Source organism: Pseudomonas sp. PDM03, assembly GCF_014852385.1.
Lineage (GTDB): Bacteria > Pseudomonadota > Gammaproteobacteria > Pseudomonadales > Pseudomonadaceae > Aquipseudomonas > Aquipseudomonas migulae.
In genome coordinates this window covers 27,222-42,803 of sequence record NZ_JACVBM010000001.1, presented here as the reverse complement: position 1 = coordinate 42,803, position 15,582 = coordinate 27,222, and the positions used below count along the sequence as shown (strand labels likewise).

The following is a 15,582-nucleotide window of genomic DNA, read 5'->3' as shown; positions in this document are numbered from 1 at the left end:
GCCGATTTTTTATCTGAGCCACCGGAGACACCCGTGCCACCGTTGACCACCCGCGAGATTTACCAGCTATTGCGCGACGCCGCCCTGGAGGTTCGTCCCCTGCGGCTGATAGGCGAACCTTCCGCATCCGGCCTGGTGCAAGTCGACATCGAGGGTTGGCAACTGACCCTCGACGTCGACGATAACCACTTGCGCCACTGCCAACGCTGCCAGAGCCCGGACGGCCGCGAGGGCCTGTTCGACAATTGGCAACGTTACGGCACCGACCCGGTCAGTCTGCTCAGCACCTGGGAACTGACGCAGATAGAACGCCTGCTGACCGAGCTCAAAAACGCGGTTTGACCGCCTTCCAGTCCGGTTTGTAACGCTGCATCTGCTTCACATCATCGCGCTGGCGGATGCCACAGGTCAGGTATTGGTCATGCAGCTTGCCCAGTTGATCGTGATCCAGTTCCAGACCCAACCCCGGCGCGCGCGTGATTTTCACGCAGCCATCGACGATCGGCAGCTTGCCGCCCTTGATCACTTCTTCATCCGGCTCCTGCCACGGGTAATGCGTGTCGCAGGCGTAATCCAGATTGGGCACTGCGGCCGCAACATGCGCCATCGCCATCAGGCTGATGCCCAGGTGCGAGTTGGAATGCATCGACACGCCAAGACCAAAGGTGTCGCACATTTTCGCCAGCGCCTGCGTGTCGCGCAGCCCGCCCCAGTAATGGTGATCGGCGAGGACAATCTGCACGCTGTTCAACGCCACACTACGCCGGAACTCGTCGAAATCGGTGACCACCATGTTGGTCGCCAGCGGCAGCCCGGTACGTTTGTGCAACTCGGCCATGCCGTCGAGGCCCGGCGTCGGGTCTTCGTAATATTGCAGGTCATCGCTCAACAACTCAGCCATGCGAATCGATGTTTCCAATGACCAGTTGCCATTCGGGTCAATGCGCAGCGGGTAACCGGGGAAGGCCTTTTTCAGCGCCTTGATGCACGACACCTCATGCTCCGGCGGCAGCGTGCCGGCCTTGAGTTTGATGCTCTTGAAACCGTAGGCCTCGATCATCCGCCGCGCCTGGGCAACGATCTGCTCTTCGTTCAGCGCCTCGCCCCAATTGTCCGGTTTGTAGGGTGAATCGACATGCTGCGCGTACTTGAAAAACAGGTAGGCGCTGAACGGAATCTCGTCGCGAATCGCCCCGCCCAGCAAGTCCACCAACGGCACGTTCAACGAATGCGCCTGCAAATCCAGGAACGCCACTTCGAACGCCGAATACGCGTTGCTCACCGCTTTGCTGGCATGGGAGCCCGGTGCCAGTTCCGCGCCGGCAATGCTCGCCGGTTTGTTCGCCGCCACGGTGACCTGGACGATGCGTCGCAGTTGATTGAGGTCGAACGGATCGAGACCGATCAGTTGCGATTGCAGTTGCTGCTGGATCAACAGCGCCGGCGCATCGCCGTAACTTTCACCGAGACCGATGTAGCCATTGTCGCTCTCGATCTCGATGATCGAACGCAGTGCGAACGGTTCATGAATCCCGCTGGCGTTGAGCAGCGGCGGATCACGGAAAGCGATGGGGGTGACGGTGACTCGTTTGATTTTCAAGAGGCTGCTCCCTTTGGACCTGAGCTCAAGGCTTGATGACTGACTGATTTTTCTGGCACTGCGATGTCGGCAGGTTGGCCGCTCAACACGCGAACGGGATCACCACGCGGGGCGGTGCGGGCAAAGAAGATCACCACCGCCGCCACCAGTGAGGTGGCCGCCAGCCCGTAGAGACCGCCCTCGATGGAGCCGGTTTTTTGTTCGAGGAAACCGAACGCCGTCGGGGCGACGAAGCCGCCGAGGTTGCCGATGGAGTTGATCAACGCGATCACCGCCGCGGCGATGCGCGCATCCAGATAGCCTTGCGGAATGGGCCAGAACAACGCCGAGGCGGCCTTGAAACCAATCGCGGCAAAACAGATGGCGACGAAGGCGAAAACCGGCCCGCCAATGGTGGACATGAACATGCCGAATGCGGCAATCACCAGGGTCAAGGCGACCCAGGCCTGCTGGTGTTTCCATTTGCTGGCCATGGCGGCGAAGCCATACATCGCGACGATGGAAATGATCCACGGAATCGAGTTGAACAGGCCGACCTGGAAGTCGCCGAGGTTGCCCATTTTCTTGATCATGCTCGGCAGCCAGAACGTCGCGCCGTAGATGGTCAGGGCAATGGAAAAGTAGATGAAACAGAACAGTGCGATCTGCTTGTCGGCGAGCAATTTGAACATCGACGGCTTGACCGTCTGCGTCGCTTCGCGGGTCTGCTGTTCGAGGGCGATGGCGCCCACCAGAGCGTCCTTTTCTTCCGCGCTCAACCAGTTCGCCTGGCGCGGATGGGACTGCAACCAGAACCAGACAAACCCGCAGAGCACGATCGAGGCGAAGCCTTCGATCAGGAACATCCACTGCCAGCCGTGCAGGCTGAAACCGCTGACGTGCAACAGCGCACCGGACACCGGCCCGGAAATCACCGAGGCAATGGCCGAGCCGCTGAGGAAGATCGCCATGGCCTTGCCGCGTTCGGTCGACGGCAACCATTGGGTGAAGTAATAAATGATGCCGGGGAAGAACCCGGCTTCGGCCGCACCGAGGATGAAGCGCAGCACATAGAAACTGGTTTCGCCGCGAACGAACGCCATGGCCATGGCCGCTGCGCCCCAGGTGAACATGATGCGCGTCAGCCAGGCGCGGGCGCCGTAGCGTTGCAGCAGCAGGTTGGAGGGGACTTCGAAGATTGCGTAACCGATGAAGAACAGCCCGGCACCGAGGCCATAGGCGGCGGCGCCAATGCCGAGATCGGTTTCCATGTGACTGCGCACGAAGCCGATGTTGACCCGGTCGATGTAGTTGACGATGAACATCACCACGAACAGCGGCAGCACATGGCGCTTCACCTTGGCCGCTGCGCGGGCGAGCACAGTTGGATCGGGCGGACTCTGGAGGGTATTCAAGGGGGCGACTCCCGTTCATTGTTTTTTTAGGGACGCGCCGATCATGGACGCCGACATTGATCCCGTCTAATCTAACTTGGCATTCGATTGATACCTGGATTAGATCAATGTTCGAACTGACCCAACTGCGCTGCTTCACCACGGTGGCCACCGAACTGAACTTCCGGCGCGCCGCCGAACGGTTGAACATGACCCAGCCGCCGCTCAGCCGACAGATTCAGCTGCTGGAGCATCACCTGGGCGTCGAGCTGTTCACCCGCACCACCCGCAGCGTCGCCCTGACCGCCGCTGGCCGCGCCTTCTTCATCGAGGCGCAGAACCTGCTCGAACGTGCCCAGCAAGCCGCCGCCACCGCCCGGCGTTTTGCCGAGGGCGATATCGGCACGGTCAACATCAGTTTTGTCGGCAGTGCGGTGTATGAATTCCTGCCCAAGGTCATCGCCGAAGCCCGCCTCAAGCAACCGCACGTGAAAATCGACCTGTCGGAGATGAATACCTACCAGCAGCACGAAGCCCTGCGCGCCCGCCGCATCGACCTGGGCATCGTCCGCGCGCCGTTGCTGGAACCGGGATATGCCACCGAGTGCCTGGTGCGCGAGCCGTTTGTCCTGGCCGTGCCCAGCCATCATCGATTGGCCAGCGCCGAAACCGTGTCGGTCAAAGACCTCGATGCACAACCGTTTCTAATGTACTCCCACGCCGCCTACCCACCGTTCAACGAACTGCTGACCGGCATGCTGCGCTCGGCCCGCGTCGCCCCGGAATACGTGCAGTGGCTGGGTTCGTCGCTGACCATTCTGGCGCTGGTCAACGCCGGCATGGGCCTGGCGCTGGTGCCACGGTGTGCCAGCAGCGTGGTGTTCAAGAACGTGATGTTTCGCGATATCGACCTGGGGGAAGGTGTGCAGAGCGAGTTGCATCTGATCTGGCGCGAGAACAATGACAACCCGGCGTTTGCCATGTTGCTGGAAGGGATTCGCACGGCGGTGCGCGAGGGATGGGGCATTTGAAGGTACGTCCGTCGGACACACGAAATCGTCGGTAAATATGCGCTCCTGCCCCGTGAACCTTGTTTCAACTCCCCAGTCTTACAGCGGCGCCAATTCCTCCCCTAACCGCTGCCAACTCTTCAGAGCTGTCCCTCCATGCGCCAAACCGCCCACGCCTTGCGCTTGACTTCGCTGTGCCTGTTTACCGTGCTTTCTATTACCACCCGCCCCGCCCAGGCCGGCGCGGAACGGCAACTGGTGGAAGCCATTAACGATTACCGCGCCCACCCGCAGCGCTGCGAGCGGCGTCCCGCCCAACGCTTGGCACCGCTGGCGCTAAAATCGAATCTGGCCTTGCCGGTCGGCTACGGCGGCGGCTTGCGGGACCGGTTGAAAGCGTCCGGTTATCAGGCGGTGACCGTGCGTAGCCTGCGCGTGGTCGGCGCGCAAGATGCCGAAGAGGCCTTCGACCTGCTGCAGAGCGATTACTGCACTGCATTGCTGGATAGCCAATACGCCGATATCGGCGTCAGCCGCAGCCGCAGCGAATGGCAAGTGGTGCTGGCACGGCCGGTGCTGGACAGTCAAATGAACGACGCGCGAGCCGTCAGCAAGGCGTTGCTCGCCCAGGTCAACGCCGCACGGGCAAAACCGCGTCTCTGTGGGCGCCAGCGCTTTGCCGCCGCCCGGCCACTGGCCTGGAATGCCAGCCTCGGGGCAGCGGCGCAGGGCCACAGCAAGGCAATGGCCTACGGAAATTACTTCGCACACCGAGATCCCGACGGCGATATGCCTGCCGACCGGGCGCGGGCTGCCGGATTCCGTGGCCGCCAGATCGGCGAAAACATCGCCGCAGGCCAAGGCTCACCGAGCAAGGCAATGGCAGGCTGGCTCGCCAGCCCCGGACATTGCGCCAACCTGATGAGCCCGCTGTTCACCCAAGTGGGCGCCGCCTACGCGACGGACGCGCGCAGTGACGAAGGGGTTTACTGGACGATGTTGTTTGGAGCGCCTTGAGGCCGGTCACACCATGGCCAGCGTGATGCGTCACGCTGGCCGCCGCACCGCCCTCACCTTCCCGCTGCCACCGCCGCCGCAGAAAAACTGATCGCCGCCATCGGACTCAAGCCCCGACACGCCGACTCCGCTCGGCATCTTGACGCTGTGCAGCACTTCACCGGTTTTGGCATCCACGCGGCGCAGCTCGCTTTCATCCCCTTCCCACGTCCCATGCCACAGTTGCCCGTCAACCCAAGTCACGCCGGTGACGAAGCGGTTGGACTCGATTGTGCGCAAAATCGCGCCGGTCTCGGGGTCGATCTGGTGAATTTTCCGATCGCGATAGCGGCCGACCCACAGCGTCCCCTCAGCCCAGGTCAGCCCGGAGTCGTTGCCGCCACCCGGTGCCGGGATGGTGTTGAGCACTTTGCCGGTCTGCGGGTCGATCTTCTGGATACGGTCGGCGGCGATCTGGAACAGGTGCTGGCCGTCGAAGGCCGTGCCTGCATCGGCGCTGACGTCGATTGAACGCAGGGTCTTGCCGCTGGCCGGGTCGAGGGCGATGAGTTTTTCGCCACTGGCAAACCAGACGCGCTCACCGTCCCAGGTCACGCCATGCACGCTGTCGACACCGGCGAACGGGCCATATTCGCGGAGGATTTCTGCGGTTGAGTGTTTCATCTCGGTTACCTCTTCAGGGGTTCGTGGCGTTCATCCTAGTCACTCGGCAGTGGCGCCGGGAGTAACAAGGTCGTCGCGAAACCCGGTACCGGCGGGGTCATCCAGCGCCGCGCCCGGCCACGTCCGAATGGCTGCACTTTGCCGGCCGCCGCGAGCGCGTCGAGTGTGCGTTGCACCGTGCGCTGGCTGGTGTCGAGCGCCAACGCCAGCGCTGAACTTGACCAGGATTCGCCGTCGGCGAGCAAGGCAAACAGCGCCGCGTGTCGTTCTTCGACCGGTTGCGCCAACACCACTACGTCAGATGAAACCAGCGCCACCAGCGCAAACCCGCGTTGAGTGGCGATGACGCCCGCCAACGGTTTCAGCGCCGCACGCAAGCGCCCGACTTCGACACGCAAGCGCGCTCGATGGGACTCGTCCGACAGCTTCAGGCGGAACGCCAGGCGGATCAGGGTTTCCCTCGATACGTCCGCCGGCCACGCTTCGGCCAACGCACGAACGAGGGTGAACAACACCGGGCGCCGGGCGAGGGAAACCGACATGCCGACGCCACGCACGGCATAACGGCAGGCGTCCACCACCAACGCGGTCGACCCGAGCACGGCTTCAACTTCATCCAGCCACAACGGCCGCTCTTCGCCATGGGCGATCAGGCGCGCCGCCGGGGAATTCAGGACGTTAACGGCGTTTTCGACTTCACCGATAAGCGCCGGGACACCCGCCTCGCGTGCGACATGTTCGGCCCTCGCCAGGGCGAGCCGGGCTGTTTGCGATTGCAGGCGGCGGATGGCAATCCCCGCCACTACCAATTCATGGGCGGCGCGCAGCACCGGCGGCAACGGTGCGGGATCCAGCGCGGCCAACAAAACGTCCGCCTCGTCGAGCCGACCGATCAGCACCCATCGCCGAATCTGCAGATACCGCGCGTGAGCGGCGTTCACTCGATCCCCGTGGGCCTCAAGCGTCAGGCGTGCCGTTTCGAGCGCCTTCACTGGCCAGCCCAGGTCACGCGAAGCCAGCGCAATTTCGGCCTCGGCCACCACGCACCGAGCCCGCGCCAACGGCTCTTTCGGCCCGAATGCGCGCGCGGCGCTTTTCACCAGCGCTTTCGCCCGAACCAGATCGCCGAGCTGCGCCATGGCGATGCCGCGCAACGCGAGCGCGGGCGCATCGTCACGCAACGCCACCCGGTCCAGCGCACCAAGCGGATCACCCGCCGCGAGCGCCCGCGCTGCGGCTGTGATCAATGAGTCCATAAGAGTAGCGCCACGGTTGTCGCCCCTGCCGTTCGATAACCCTGGTTAGTCTAGTCACGCGGCAGCTGAGTAAGGGGCGCGATTGTTTGCGTTTGTAAGGGCCCTGTTTTCAACAAAGACGCCGACTCAAGAACCCCAGAGCGTCCTTGAAAACCTGATGCCATTCGTCACTGGGCTTGCTCGCCAATGGATGCCAAAAAAACGCGAATTCATGACCTCCATCGTCCGCTGCAAAATGACGCCAGGCATCTGGAAGGTTCTGCGCCACGCGACACTCGTGAAACGCCCACGTGTGTCCTGTGATCGTCGAATTCCAGGTGCCCAGATCCCGTATTACTTCGCCCCTGATACCCGCCTCTTCGAACAACTCCCGGACAGCCGCGGTGCCAGTCAACTCTCCCGGCTCCACGCTACCCTTGACCAGTTGCAGACCTGCCAGCGGATGCCGGAACGCTAAAATCTCCAGCCGCTCGATGTTGCGCATAACGACGGGGCAAGCTTTGTCTACGCGCATGGGATGTCCGCGGAGCGGGCCTGGGTGAGCAATCTCATATTTAAAAGCGCGACCCGACGACCATCCGGCGATAGCCGCTCCTCGATCTCAAACGGTACAAAACCGAGTTGCGGATACAGCAACAGCCCCGCGGTGTTTTCGTTGAAACACGAAATCTGCACTTCGCTGGCCCGGTGACGATCGATCGCCAGCCCCACCATCGTTTCCACCAGAAATTTCGCCACACCTTTCCCCCGGGCCTTGGGGGACACGATCACATTGCCAATCGTGCACACGCCCTCACGCTCGAACTTGTAAAAGTTCGCAAAACCAATCACGGAGCCGTTCTCTTCAACCACCGTTGAATCAGAACGCTGGGCAATCGATGCCAGTAGCTGGTCGTCCGTCAGCAGGTACTGCGCCTTCGGAAACATGAAAAACAGTTCTTCAGGGGTTTGCGGGAAGTTGCAGATCGCCAGAACATCTTCAGCGCGTACGGGGCGGTGGGTGAGTGGCATGATTTGGCTCCATCCAAATGTCGGGGTGACAGATTACTGATTGCAGGCTCCGGATTAAAGTGGCCGCATGCGGACAGTTTGCTGACCCTGAAACGCAAAAAGCCCCGCCCTCTCAGAGAGGACGAGGCTGTTCGGCAGTCGCCGTTCAATCGGCGTTCAGCAGCACCGCGTCGTGCAGCTGCGTTTGCCGTAGCGTGCTTCCTGACGCTCGCGAAAGAATGCTGAATAGCTCATGACCGGCTGGTCCGGATGATTCAGCTTCATCTGCGCGACGTAGTTGTCGTAATCCGGAACGCCCACCATCAGGCGCGTGCTCTGGCTGAGGAACCTGGCGGCAAGCTGCAGTTTGCGGAACATGGCAAAAGCCTCTTTGTGGTGTTGGACGACCTCATCAAACCGCACTCATGTATCTGCATTGTGTCCGCGACCGGGGAATTTGTATGTTCAAGTGGCTGAACGAACCCGACAAACCGTCCCCCCGTTCACAGAACCAGCCTGCGGTAATCCGCCAGCACACTGCTCAGATAGGCGTTGAAACGCCCCGCCGCCGCGCCATCGATCACGCGATGATCCCAACTCAGGCTCAACGGCAGCATGTTGCGCGTCACAACCTGCCCGCCCTCCAGCGCGAGTCGCTCCGTGCTTTTGCCCACCCCGAGAATCGCGACTTCCGGCGCATTGATGATCGGCGTGAAATACGTCCCGCCAATGCCGCCCAACGACGAGATTGAAAAGCAGCCGCCACTCATCTCGGCAGCGCTCAACTTGCCCGCCCGCGCCTTTTCAGCCAGCGCCGACATTTCCCGGGCAATCGCCAGCACCCCTTTCTGATCGACGTCCTTGATGACGGGGACGACCAACCCTTCGGGTGTATCGGCGGCAAAACCGATGTGGCAATAACCTTTCAACACCAGTTCGTCGCCATTGAGACTGGCATTGAACTCCGGGAATTTTTTCAACGCGCCCGCACAGGCTTTCATCAACAACGCCAGCAACGTCAACTTGACCCCGCTGCCGGCCTTTTCCTTGTTCACCTGCACGCGGAACTGTTCGAGTTGCGTGATATCCGCGTCGTCGTGATTGGTCACGTGGGGAATCATCAGCCAATTGCGATGCAGATTGGCCCCGCTGATTTTACGGATGCGCGACAGTGGCCGGGTTTCCACCGGCCCGTACTTGGCAAAATCCACCACCGGCCAGGGCAGCAATCCGCCCAACGGCTGGGCACGGGTTTCAGTGACCGTCAGTGCGCCTTTCACATGGGCCAATACATCGTCCTTGGTGATGCGGCGACGCAGGCCTGTGCCCTGAATGGCCTTGAGCGAAACACCCAATTCTCGAGAAAACTTGCGAACCGACGGCGATGCCAGCGGCAAGTCCGTTGGCGGATCAAACGCTTCGATGAGCAACTCTGGCGAGGCAATCGGCTGAGGCTCTATGACCGTTGCAACCGGCTCGATGCGCGGTGCCGGCGCCGCCGATAGCCCTTCACTCTCGATAAAGGCAATCGGCGATCCCTCGCTGACTTTGTCATCCAGACTGACCACCAACGATTGCAACACGCCCGTGTGCGGCGATGGAATTTCCATGGACGCCTTGTCGGTCTCGACAATGATCAGGGTCTGCCCTTCGACCACTGCATCGCCCGCCTTGACCGGTATTTCGATGACACCGACATCCTTGGCATCGCCGATGTCGGGCATTTGCACTTCATGCACATTCTTCATGACCATTTCCTGAAAATTCGACTCGACCTGAAGCCCGGCTTCAAGCGTCCCAAGGCGCGATGGCGTCAACATCAATCCCGTAGCGCGCAATCGCTTCGGCACACACGCCGGCATCGAGGCGCCCGTCCTGAACCAGTGACGTCAGGGCGCTCAAAACGATCTGATGGCGGTCCACTTCGAAAAACGCGCGCAACCGGCTGCGGGTATCACTGCGGCCAAAACCGTCGGTGCCGAGCACCGTGTAACGTGTCGGCGCGTAGCTGGCGATCAGTTGGGGCAAGGCGCGCACGTAATCGGTGCTGGCAATGATCGGTGCCTTGTCGTTGAGCGATTCCTGAACGTGGCTGCGCCGCGTCGGTTGTCCGGGATGCAGGCGATTCCAGCGCTCCACCTCACGGGCCTCGCGGGCCAGCTCGGTGAAGCTGGTGACGCTCCAGACCTCGCTGTCGATGTTCCAGTCGCTGGCCAGCAACTCGGCCGCCGCGATCACTTCAAGCAGGATCGCGCCGGAACCCAACAACTGAACGCTGCCGCGTGCGTCCTCGACTTCATGCCGGGCGAACAGGTACATGCCTTTGATAATTGCCTGCTCGACACCCTCGGGCAGGTTGGGCTGCGGGTAGTTTTCGTTCATCAGCGTGACGTAGTAGAACTCGTCGACCTGACGTTCCAGCATCTGGCGCATGCCGTGATCGAGGATCACCGCGAACTCACCGGCGAACGCCGGATCGTAGGCCCGGCAGTTGGGCACCATCGCCGCCATCAAGTGGCTGTTGCCGTCCTGGTGCTGCAAACCTTCACCACCCAGCGTCGTGCGCCCCGCCGTGGCGCCGAGCAGAAACCCGCGCGCCCGCTGGTCCGCCGCCGCCCAGATCAGGTCGCCGATGCGCTGGAAGCCGAACATCGAGTAGTAGATGTAAAACGGCAACATCGGCAGGCCATGCACCGAATAGCTGGTCGCGGCTGCTACCCAGGAACTGATCGCGCCGGCCTCGCTGATGCCCTCTTCGAGAATCTGCCCGTCGAGGGCTTCGCGATAGCTCAGGATCGAACCGATGTCCTCCGGCTCATAACGCTGGCCCACGCTGGAATAAATCCCGATCTGCTTGAACAGGCTGGCCATGCCGAACGTGCGCGCTTCATCGGCCACGATCGGCACGATGCGCGGCCCCAGTTGTTTATCCCGGAGCAAACCGCTGAGCATCCGCACAAACGCCATGGTGGTGGACATTTCCTTGCCTTCGGCAGTAATGGCGAACCCGGCGTAGCTGTTGACGTCGGGCACGGCCAAGGGCGTCGACGTGGTGGGCCGCGACGGCATATAGCCGCCCAATGCCCGGCGACGTTCATGCAGGTAGCGCATTTCGGCGCTGTCGTCGTCAGGTTTGAAGAAGCTCAGCGAGGTCGCCTGTTCATCGGTCAATGGCAAATTGAAACGGTTACGGAAGGCGATCAACGCGTCCTTGTCGAGTTTCTTCTGCTGGTGCACGGTCATCTTGCCCTGCCCGGCATCGCCCATGCCGAAGCCTTTCTTGGTCTGCGCGAGAATCACCGTGGGTTTTCTGCCCTCGCGCATCGCGCTTTGGTAGGCGGCGAAAATCTTCACCACGTCGTGGCCGCCACGTTTGAGGCGGTCGATCTGTTCATCGGTCAAGCCCTGGGCCAGATGTGCCAGGGCTTCGTTCTGGCCAAAGAACTGATCGCGGTTGAAACGCCCGTCCTTGGCGGCGAACGTCTGGAACTGGCCATCGACCGTGGCGGACAGGGCCTTGACCAGCGCGCCGTCGTGATCCCGGGCAAACAGTCCGTCCCAGTCAGAGCCCCAGACCAGTTTGATGACGTTCCAGCCAGCGCCTCCGAACAATGCCTCCAGCTCGTCGATGATGCGACCGTTGCCCCGCACCGGACCGTCCAGACGCTGAAGGTTGCAGTTGACCACCCACACCAGATTATCCAGCCCTTCGCGTGCCGCCAGCGTCAGGGCCGACATGCTTTCCGGCTCATCCATTTCACCGTCGCCGAACACCCCCCAAACGGTGCGCCCGGCGGTGTCTTGCAGGCCGCGATGTTCCAGGTAACGCATGAAACGCGCCTGGTAGATCGAGCTGATCGGACCGATGCCCATCGAGCCGGTCGGGAACTGCCAGAAGTCCGGCATCAACCACGGATGCGGATAACTCGACAGCCCCCGGGCGCCATTGGCGCGTGCGCCGATCTCTTGCCGGTAATGCTGCAGGTCCTTCTCTTCGAGGCGGCCTTCCAGAAAAGCCCGTGCATAGACCCCCGGTGCCGAGTGCGGCTGGTAGAACACCAGATCGCCGCCGCTGGTTTCAGTGCGCGCCCTGAAGAAGTGGTTGAAGCCCACTTCAAACAAATCGGCGGCGCTCGCGTAACTGGCGATGTGGCCACCGAGTTCCCCGTAGGCCTGGTTGGCTCTCGCCACCATGACCAACGCGTTCCAGCGCATGATCGAGGCCAGGCGTTCTTCGAGCGCCAGATCCCCCGGGAACACCGGTTGCTGCTCAACGCTGATGGTGTTGATGTAGGGCGTGCCGTGACGGGGCCGCCAATTCATCTCGCAGGTGCTGGCCAGCGTCACCAGCATGTCCATGATCTGCCGGGCCTGCCCGGCGCCGCCGTGGGCGATGACCGATAGCAAGGCATCGCGCCACTCAGCGATTTCCTCGGCATCTTCCGTGGTCTGGCCGGGTAACTGGGCATGAAGATCGGACGGGTTCATGGGCATCTCCTGCAAAAGGCTGATTCGGTATCAATGCGCGGTGGAGGGTTTGCTCGGGCCAGGCTTTTGACCTGCTCGACCGCTTCGATGACGGAGCGCTCGGTCCGGGCATCCCGGGCTATCGGGTAAATATTGATTCTGCGCTTGGGCAAATCGCGTAAAAAGCGCTTATCCAGTTCGCCAGCCACGACAAGGCAGTAATCACAGGCGGATGTGTGCGCTTCAAACATTCCAGCGGCCATCGGCGCGACATCAACCTGCATCAGTGCAATGTTTTCAAAGCAACTGAAACTGTGGTGAATCAACTCTAGATGTTCACTGCCCAGTCCAGCAGTGATCACCACAACGCGCGTGCCACTTGAGGGCTCGCGCATCCATTTCCTGGCGTTATTACGACGGTCGGCAGATCGGCTCATAGGCGTTGCCTTTCTTATTGGGTGTGTTTGATTGAGCGGGCGAAGACATCCGCTAAATGACGTAGCGCTCCTGCAGCACGCTTTTCGCCAGACTCCGGGTCGCCAATAAAACGGCTTCCACCTGTCGATCCATCGCCGCATGGGTTGAGGCGACAGTTCCCAGGTCGACGACGCGCAGCGAGTGACCGCAGACGGATCCCAGCCAGGTCAGGCCCGGCACCGTGCCGACTTCGACGTCCAGCAAAAAACTGCTTTTGCACACGCCGCGCAGCAATTGACGGGCATCACACGCTTGCTCGGGGCTGGACCCGACCCGCAACCAGTCGAGCATCAATGCCCTGGATTGCTTGACGGCCAGGTAAGCCACCTGATCCCAGTCGTCGATGGCCACGTGCAGCTGGTCGATCATGTATTTGGGCAACGCGGCACTGGTCACGATGACCACCCCGGCATCCGCCGAGGGTTCCTTGATCCAGACGGCGGATTGCGATATCGCATGCATGGCGCTACTCCTGGCGATTGAACGTTGCCCCCTTTCCTGTAGGAGCCGGCTTGCTGGCGATGGGCCCGTTGGTTTTGCATCGATTTCAAGGCCGCCATCGCCGGCAAGCCGGCTCCTACAAGGGTTCGGTGACAGACACGACAATGTGAACAACACAATCCACTGTAGGAGCCGGCTTGCCGGCGATGAGGCCCGTTGGTTTTGCATCGATCTCAAGGCCGCCATCGCCAGCAAGCCGGCTCCTACAAGGGTTCGGTGACTGACACGAAAATGTGAACAACACAATCCACTGTAGGAGCCGGCTTGCTGGCGATGGGGCCCGTTGGTTTTGCATCGATTTCAAGGCCGCCATCGCCAGCAAGCCGGCTCCTACAAGGGTTCGGTGACAGACACGTAAATGTGAACAACACAATCCACTGTAGGAGCCGGCTTGCTGGCGATGGGGCCCGTGGGTTCTGCATCGATTTCAAGGCCGCCATCGCCGGCAAGCCGGCTCCTGCAGGTTTGTGATCAGCCGTTACGGAACAGGAAGCTGTAGGCATTCAGCGCAGGCACCCCGCCCAAGTGTGCGTAAAGCACTTTCGAGCCTTCGGGGAACTCGCCACGGCGAACCATTTCGATCATCCCGTGCATGGATTTCCCTTCGTACACCGGGTCGGTCAGCACGCCTTCAAGTCTGCCGCACAGGCGGATGGCTTCCAGCGTGCCGTCGTTGGGCAAACCGTATTCCGGATAGGCGAACCGTGTGTCGAGCACCACATCCTCCTCGGTGATTTCGCGCCCCAGCTCCACCAGTTCAGCGGTGTGCCGGGCGATCCGCAGGATCTGTGCCTTGGTCTTTTCCGGTTTGGCCGAAGCGTCGATACCGATGACATTCTTCGAACGGCCGTCGGCGGCAAACCCGACCACCATGCCCGCCTGGGTGCTGCCGGTAACCGAGCAGACCACGATGTAATCGAACTTGAAGCCGAGTTCTTTTTCCTGCTGGCGGACTTCCTCGGCGAAACCGACGAAGCCGAGACCGCCATACGGATGCTCGGAACAGCCCGCCGGGATCGGAAACGGTTTGCCGCCGCGCTCCACCACATCATTCATGGCCTTCTCCCAGCTGGGCCGGATGCCAATGTCGAACCCGGCGGCGTCCAGTCGTACATCCGCGCCCATGATGCGAGACATCTCGATGTTGCCAACGCGGTCATACACGGCATCGGAGTAGTTCACCCAGTTTTCCTGGACCAGCACGCACTTCATGCCCAGGTGTGCGGCAACGGCAGCGACCTGGCGGGTCTGGTTCGACTGGATCCCGCCGATGGACACGAGGGTGTCGCAGCCCTGCTCGATGGCCTCGGGAATCAGGTATTCGAGCTTGCGCGTCTTGTTGCCACCGAAGGCCAGGCCACTGTTGCAGTCTTCACGCTTGGCATACAGCTCGACCTTGCCGCCCAGGTGTTCGCTGAGGCGTTTCAAGGGGGTGATGGGCGAAGGACCGAAGGTCAACGGATAGCGTTTGAAACGATTCAGGTTCATGACTCTGCTCCTTGATTATTGGATATCCAAGCGCCAGACCGAAAGGCAAACAGGCTGCATTCCAGGTTCTTTCAGAGGGGCTTCGATGAGTTCAATATTAAGAACAAAGCCAAAAATATGTGTTGCAAGTTTCAATGCATTAAAGAAACATAAATCGCTGACTATCACTTCAAACAACTTTTTATTGCGTAGAAACCAATATGAACGCAACAAATACTCACAGGAAACCCGGCACATCCAGCCCGGAGCCACACCCGCTGGACCGGACCGACCGCGCCATTCTCAAGGCGCTGCAACGCGACGCTTCCATCTCCAATGTGGCGCTTGCCGAGAAGGTCAAACTGAGTGCGCCGGCGTGTTTGCGCCGCGTCGAACGCCTCAAGCAGGCGGGTTTGATCAAGGGCATCGTCGCGTTGCTGGACAATGACGCGCTGGATGCCGGCATGGTGGTGTTGATCGGTGTGGTGCTGGACCGCTCGACGCCGGAATCCTTCGCTGCCTTCGAAGCGGCGGCGCAAAAGGTTTCCGGCTGCATGGAATGCCATGTGGTGACGGGGGAATTCGACTACTTCATGTTGATACGAACCAAGGACAGCAACAGTTTCAACCGCCTGCACGCGGAGCAATTGTTGTACCTGCCAGGTGTGCGGCAGATTCGTTCGTTCATGGGCTTGCGCCAAGTGGTGTCGACGCCGCAGATACCTCTTTGATAGCCCGTGTCAGCCGCGCAACTTGCGCGG

General features: G+C 61.1%; 16 protein-coding genes. 4 read left to right on the top strand and 12 right to left on the bottom strand.

The features are described from left to right. Positions 1-33: 33 nt before the first annotated feature. The gene (locus tag IB254_RS00190) at positions 34-342 is read left to right on the top strand and encodes a hypothetical protein (protein WP_192415603.1); all 309 of its coding nucleotides are present in this window, start codon (positions 34-36) and stop codon (positions 340-342) included. Here IB254_RS00190 and IB254_RS00185 read toward each other — a convergent pair. Both IB254_RS00185 and IB254_RS00180 read right to left on the bottom strand, forming a co-directional pair. Beyond that, positions 326-1,600: a glucarate dehydratase family protein gene (locus IB254_RS00185; RefSeq protein ID WP_192415602.1), complete on the bottom strand. Its 1,275-nt coding sequence runs from the start codon at positions 1,598-1,600 to the stop codon at positions 326-328. The genes IB254_RS00190 and IB254_RS00185 overlap by 17 nt on opposite strands. Beyond that, on the bottom strand, positions 1,597-2,994 hold the full coding sequence (locus tag IB254_RS00180) for an MFS transporter (protein WP_192415601.1): 1,398 nt from the start codon (positions 2,992-2,994) through the stop codon (positions 1,597-1,599). Before IB254_RS00180 ends, IB254_RS00185 begins: the two co-directional genes overlap by 4 nt. Before the next feature lie 107 nt (positions 2,995-3,101). Between IB254_RS00180 and IB254_RS00175 the strand changes: the two genes are divergently transcribed. Then, positions 3,102-4,004 (top strand): LysR substrate-binding domain-containing protein, encoded by a 903-nt coding sequence (locus IB254_RS00175; protein ID WP_192415600.1) that lies wholly within the window; start codon positions 3,102-3,104, stop codon positions 4,002-4,004. 135 nt (positions 4,005-4,139) lie between these two features. Beyond that, positions 4,140-5,000 carry a CAP domain-containing protein gene (locus IB254_RS00170; protein WP_192415598.1) on the top strand — a complete coding sequence of 287 codons (861 nt, stop codon included), beginning with the start codon at positions 4,140-4,142 and terminating at the stop codon, positions 4,998-5,000. 30 nt (positions 5,001-5,030) lie between these two features. Here the strand turns inward: IB254_RS00170 and IB254_RS00165 are convergent, their stop codons facing one another. The 10 genes from IB254_RS00165 to IB254_RS00120 all read right to left on the bottom strand — a co-directional run bounded on the left by IB254_RS00165 (position 5,031) and on the right by IB254_RS00120 (position 14,842). Beyond that, positions 5,031-5,663 carry a glutaminyl-peptide cyclotransferase gene (locus IB254_RS00165; protein ID WP_192415596.1) on the bottom strand — a complete coding sequence of 211 codons (633 nt, stop codon included), beginning with the start codon at positions 5,661-5,663 and terminating at the stop codon, positions 5,031-5,033. A gap of 35 nt (positions 5,664-5,698) precedes the next feature. Further along, positions 5,699-6,919, bottom strand: a complete 1,221-nt coding sequence (locus IB254_RS00160; RefSeq protein ID WP_192415594.1) for a helix-turn-helix domain-containing protein — start codon at positions 6,917-6,919, stop codon at positions 5,699-5,701. Between the two features lie 109 nt (positions 6,920-7,028). Next, positions 7,029-7,433 (bottom strand): NUDIX hydrolase, encoded by a 405-nt coding sequence (locus IB254_RS00155; RefSeq protein ID WP_192415592.1) that lies wholly within the window; start codon positions 7,431-7,433, stop codon positions 7,029-7,031. Beyond that, positions 7,424-7,930, bottom strand: coding sequence for a GNAT family N-acetyltransferase (locus tag IB254_RS00150; protein ID WP_192415591.1), 507 nt, complete (start codon positions 7,928-7,930; stop codon positions 7,424-7,426). Before IB254_RS00150 ends, IB254_RS00155 begins: the two co-directional genes overlap by 10 nt. Before the next feature lie 156 nt (positions 7,931-8,086). After that, positions 8,087-8,287 carry a YbdD/YjiX family protein gene (locus IB254_RS00145; RefSeq protein ID WP_008033844.1) on the bottom strand — a complete coding sequence of 67 codons (201 nt, stop codon included), beginning with the start codon at positions 8,285-8,287 and terminating at the stop codon, positions 8,087-8,089. Between the two features lie 125 nt (positions 8,288-8,412). After that, complete coding sequence (locus IB254_RS00140) at positions 8,413-9,657, bottom strand: dihydrolipoyllysine-residue acetyltransferase (protein ID WP_192415590.1); 1,245 nt, start codon at positions 9,655-9,657, stop codon at positions 8,413-8,415. A gap of 40 nt (positions 9,658-9,697) precedes the next feature. Beyond that, positions 9,698-12,397 (bottom strand): alpha-ketoglutarate dehydrogenase, encoded by a 2,700-nt coding sequence (gene mdeB / locus IB254_RS00135; RefSeq protein ID WP_192415589.1) that lies wholly within the window; start codon positions 12,395-12,397, stop codon positions 9,698-9,700. After that, positions 12,394-12,813 (bottom strand): hypothetical protein, encoded by a 420-nt coding sequence (locus IB254_RS00130; RefSeq protein WP_225602216.1) that lies wholly within the window; start codon positions 12,811-12,813, stop codon positions 12,394-12,396. The genes mdeB and IB254_RS00130 overlap by 4 nt, the downstream gene beginning before the upstream one ends. 52 nt (positions 12,814-12,865) lie before the next feature. Further along, complete coding sequence (locus IB254_RS00125; RefSeq protein WP_192415588.1) at positions 12,866-13,315, bottom strand: transketolase; 450 nt, start codon at positions 13,313-13,315, stop codon at positions 12,866-12,868. 510 nt (positions 13,316-13,825) lie between these two features. Further along, a complete protein-coding gene (locus IB254_RS00120; RefSeq protein WP_008045265.1) occupies positions 13,826-14,842 on the bottom strand; it encodes a 1-aminocyclopropane-1-carboxylate deaminase in 1,017 nt (338 codons plus the stop codon). Between the two features lie 200 nt (positions 14,843-15,042). Between IB254_RS00120 and IB254_RS00115 the strand changes: the two genes are divergently transcribed. Further along, positions 15,043-15,552 carry an Lrp/AsnC family transcriptional regulator gene (locus IB254_RS00115; protein WP_192415587.1) on the top strand — a complete coding sequence of 170 codons (510 nt, stop codon included), beginning with the start codon at positions 15,043-15,045 and terminating at the stop codon, positions 15,550-15,552. Positions 15,553-15,582 lie beyond the last annotated feature (30 nt).

Bases quoted from the DNA above. Each gene is read 5' to 3' on its own strand.
- IB254_RS00160 (WP_192415594.1), bottom strand. From the start codon at position 6,919: ATGGACTCATTGATCACAGCCGCAGCGCGGGCGCTCGCGGCGGGTGAT.
- IB254_RS00150 (WP_192415591.1), bottom strand. From the start codon at position 7,930: ATGCCACTCACCCACCGCCCCGTACGCGCTGAAGATGTTCTGGCGATC.
- IB254_RS00165 (WP_192415596.1), bottom strand. From the start codon at position 5,663: ATGAAACACTCAACCGCAGAAATCCTCCGCGAATATGGCCCGTTCGCC.
- IB254_RS00130 (WP_225602216.1), bottom strand. From the start codon at position 12,813: ATGAGCCGATCTGCCGACCGTCGTAATAACGCCAGGAAATGGATGCGC.
- IB254_RS00115 (WP_192415587.1), top strand. From the start codon at position 15,043: ATGAACGCAACAAATACTCACAGGAAACCCGGCACATCCAGCCCGGAG.
- IB254_RS00175 (WP_192415600.1), top strand. From the start codon at position 3,102: ATGTTCGAACTGACCCAACTGCGCTGCTTCACCACGGTGGCCACCGAA.
- IB254_RS00170 (WP_192415598.1), top strand. From the start codon at position 4,140: ATGCGCCAAACCGCCCACGCCTTGCGCTTGACTTCGCTGTGCCTGTTT.
- IB254_RS00120 (WP_008045265.1), bottom strand. From the start codon at position 14,842: ATGAACCTGAATCGTTTCAAACGCTATCCGTTGACCTTCGGTCCTTCG.
- mdeB (WP_192415589.1), bottom strand. From the start codon at position 12,397: ATGAACCCGTCCGATCTTCATGCCCAGTTACCCGGCCAGACCACGGAA.
- IB254_RS00145 (WP_008033844.1), bottom strand. From the start codon at position 8,287: ATGTTCCGCAAACTGCAGCTTGCCGCCAGGTTCCTCAGCCAGAGCACG.
- IB254_RS00155 (WP_192415592.1), bottom strand. From the start codon at position 7,433: ATGCGCGTAGACAAAGCTTGCCCCGTCGTTATGCGCAACATCGAGCGG.
- IB254_RS00140 (WP_192415590.1), bottom strand. From the start codon at position 9,657: ATGAAGAATGTGCATGAAGTGCAAATGCCCGACATCGGCGATGCCAAG.
- IB254_RS00125 (WP_192415588.1), bottom strand. From the start codon at position 13,315: ATGCATGCGATATCGCAATCCGCCGTCTGGATCAAGGAACCCTCGGCG.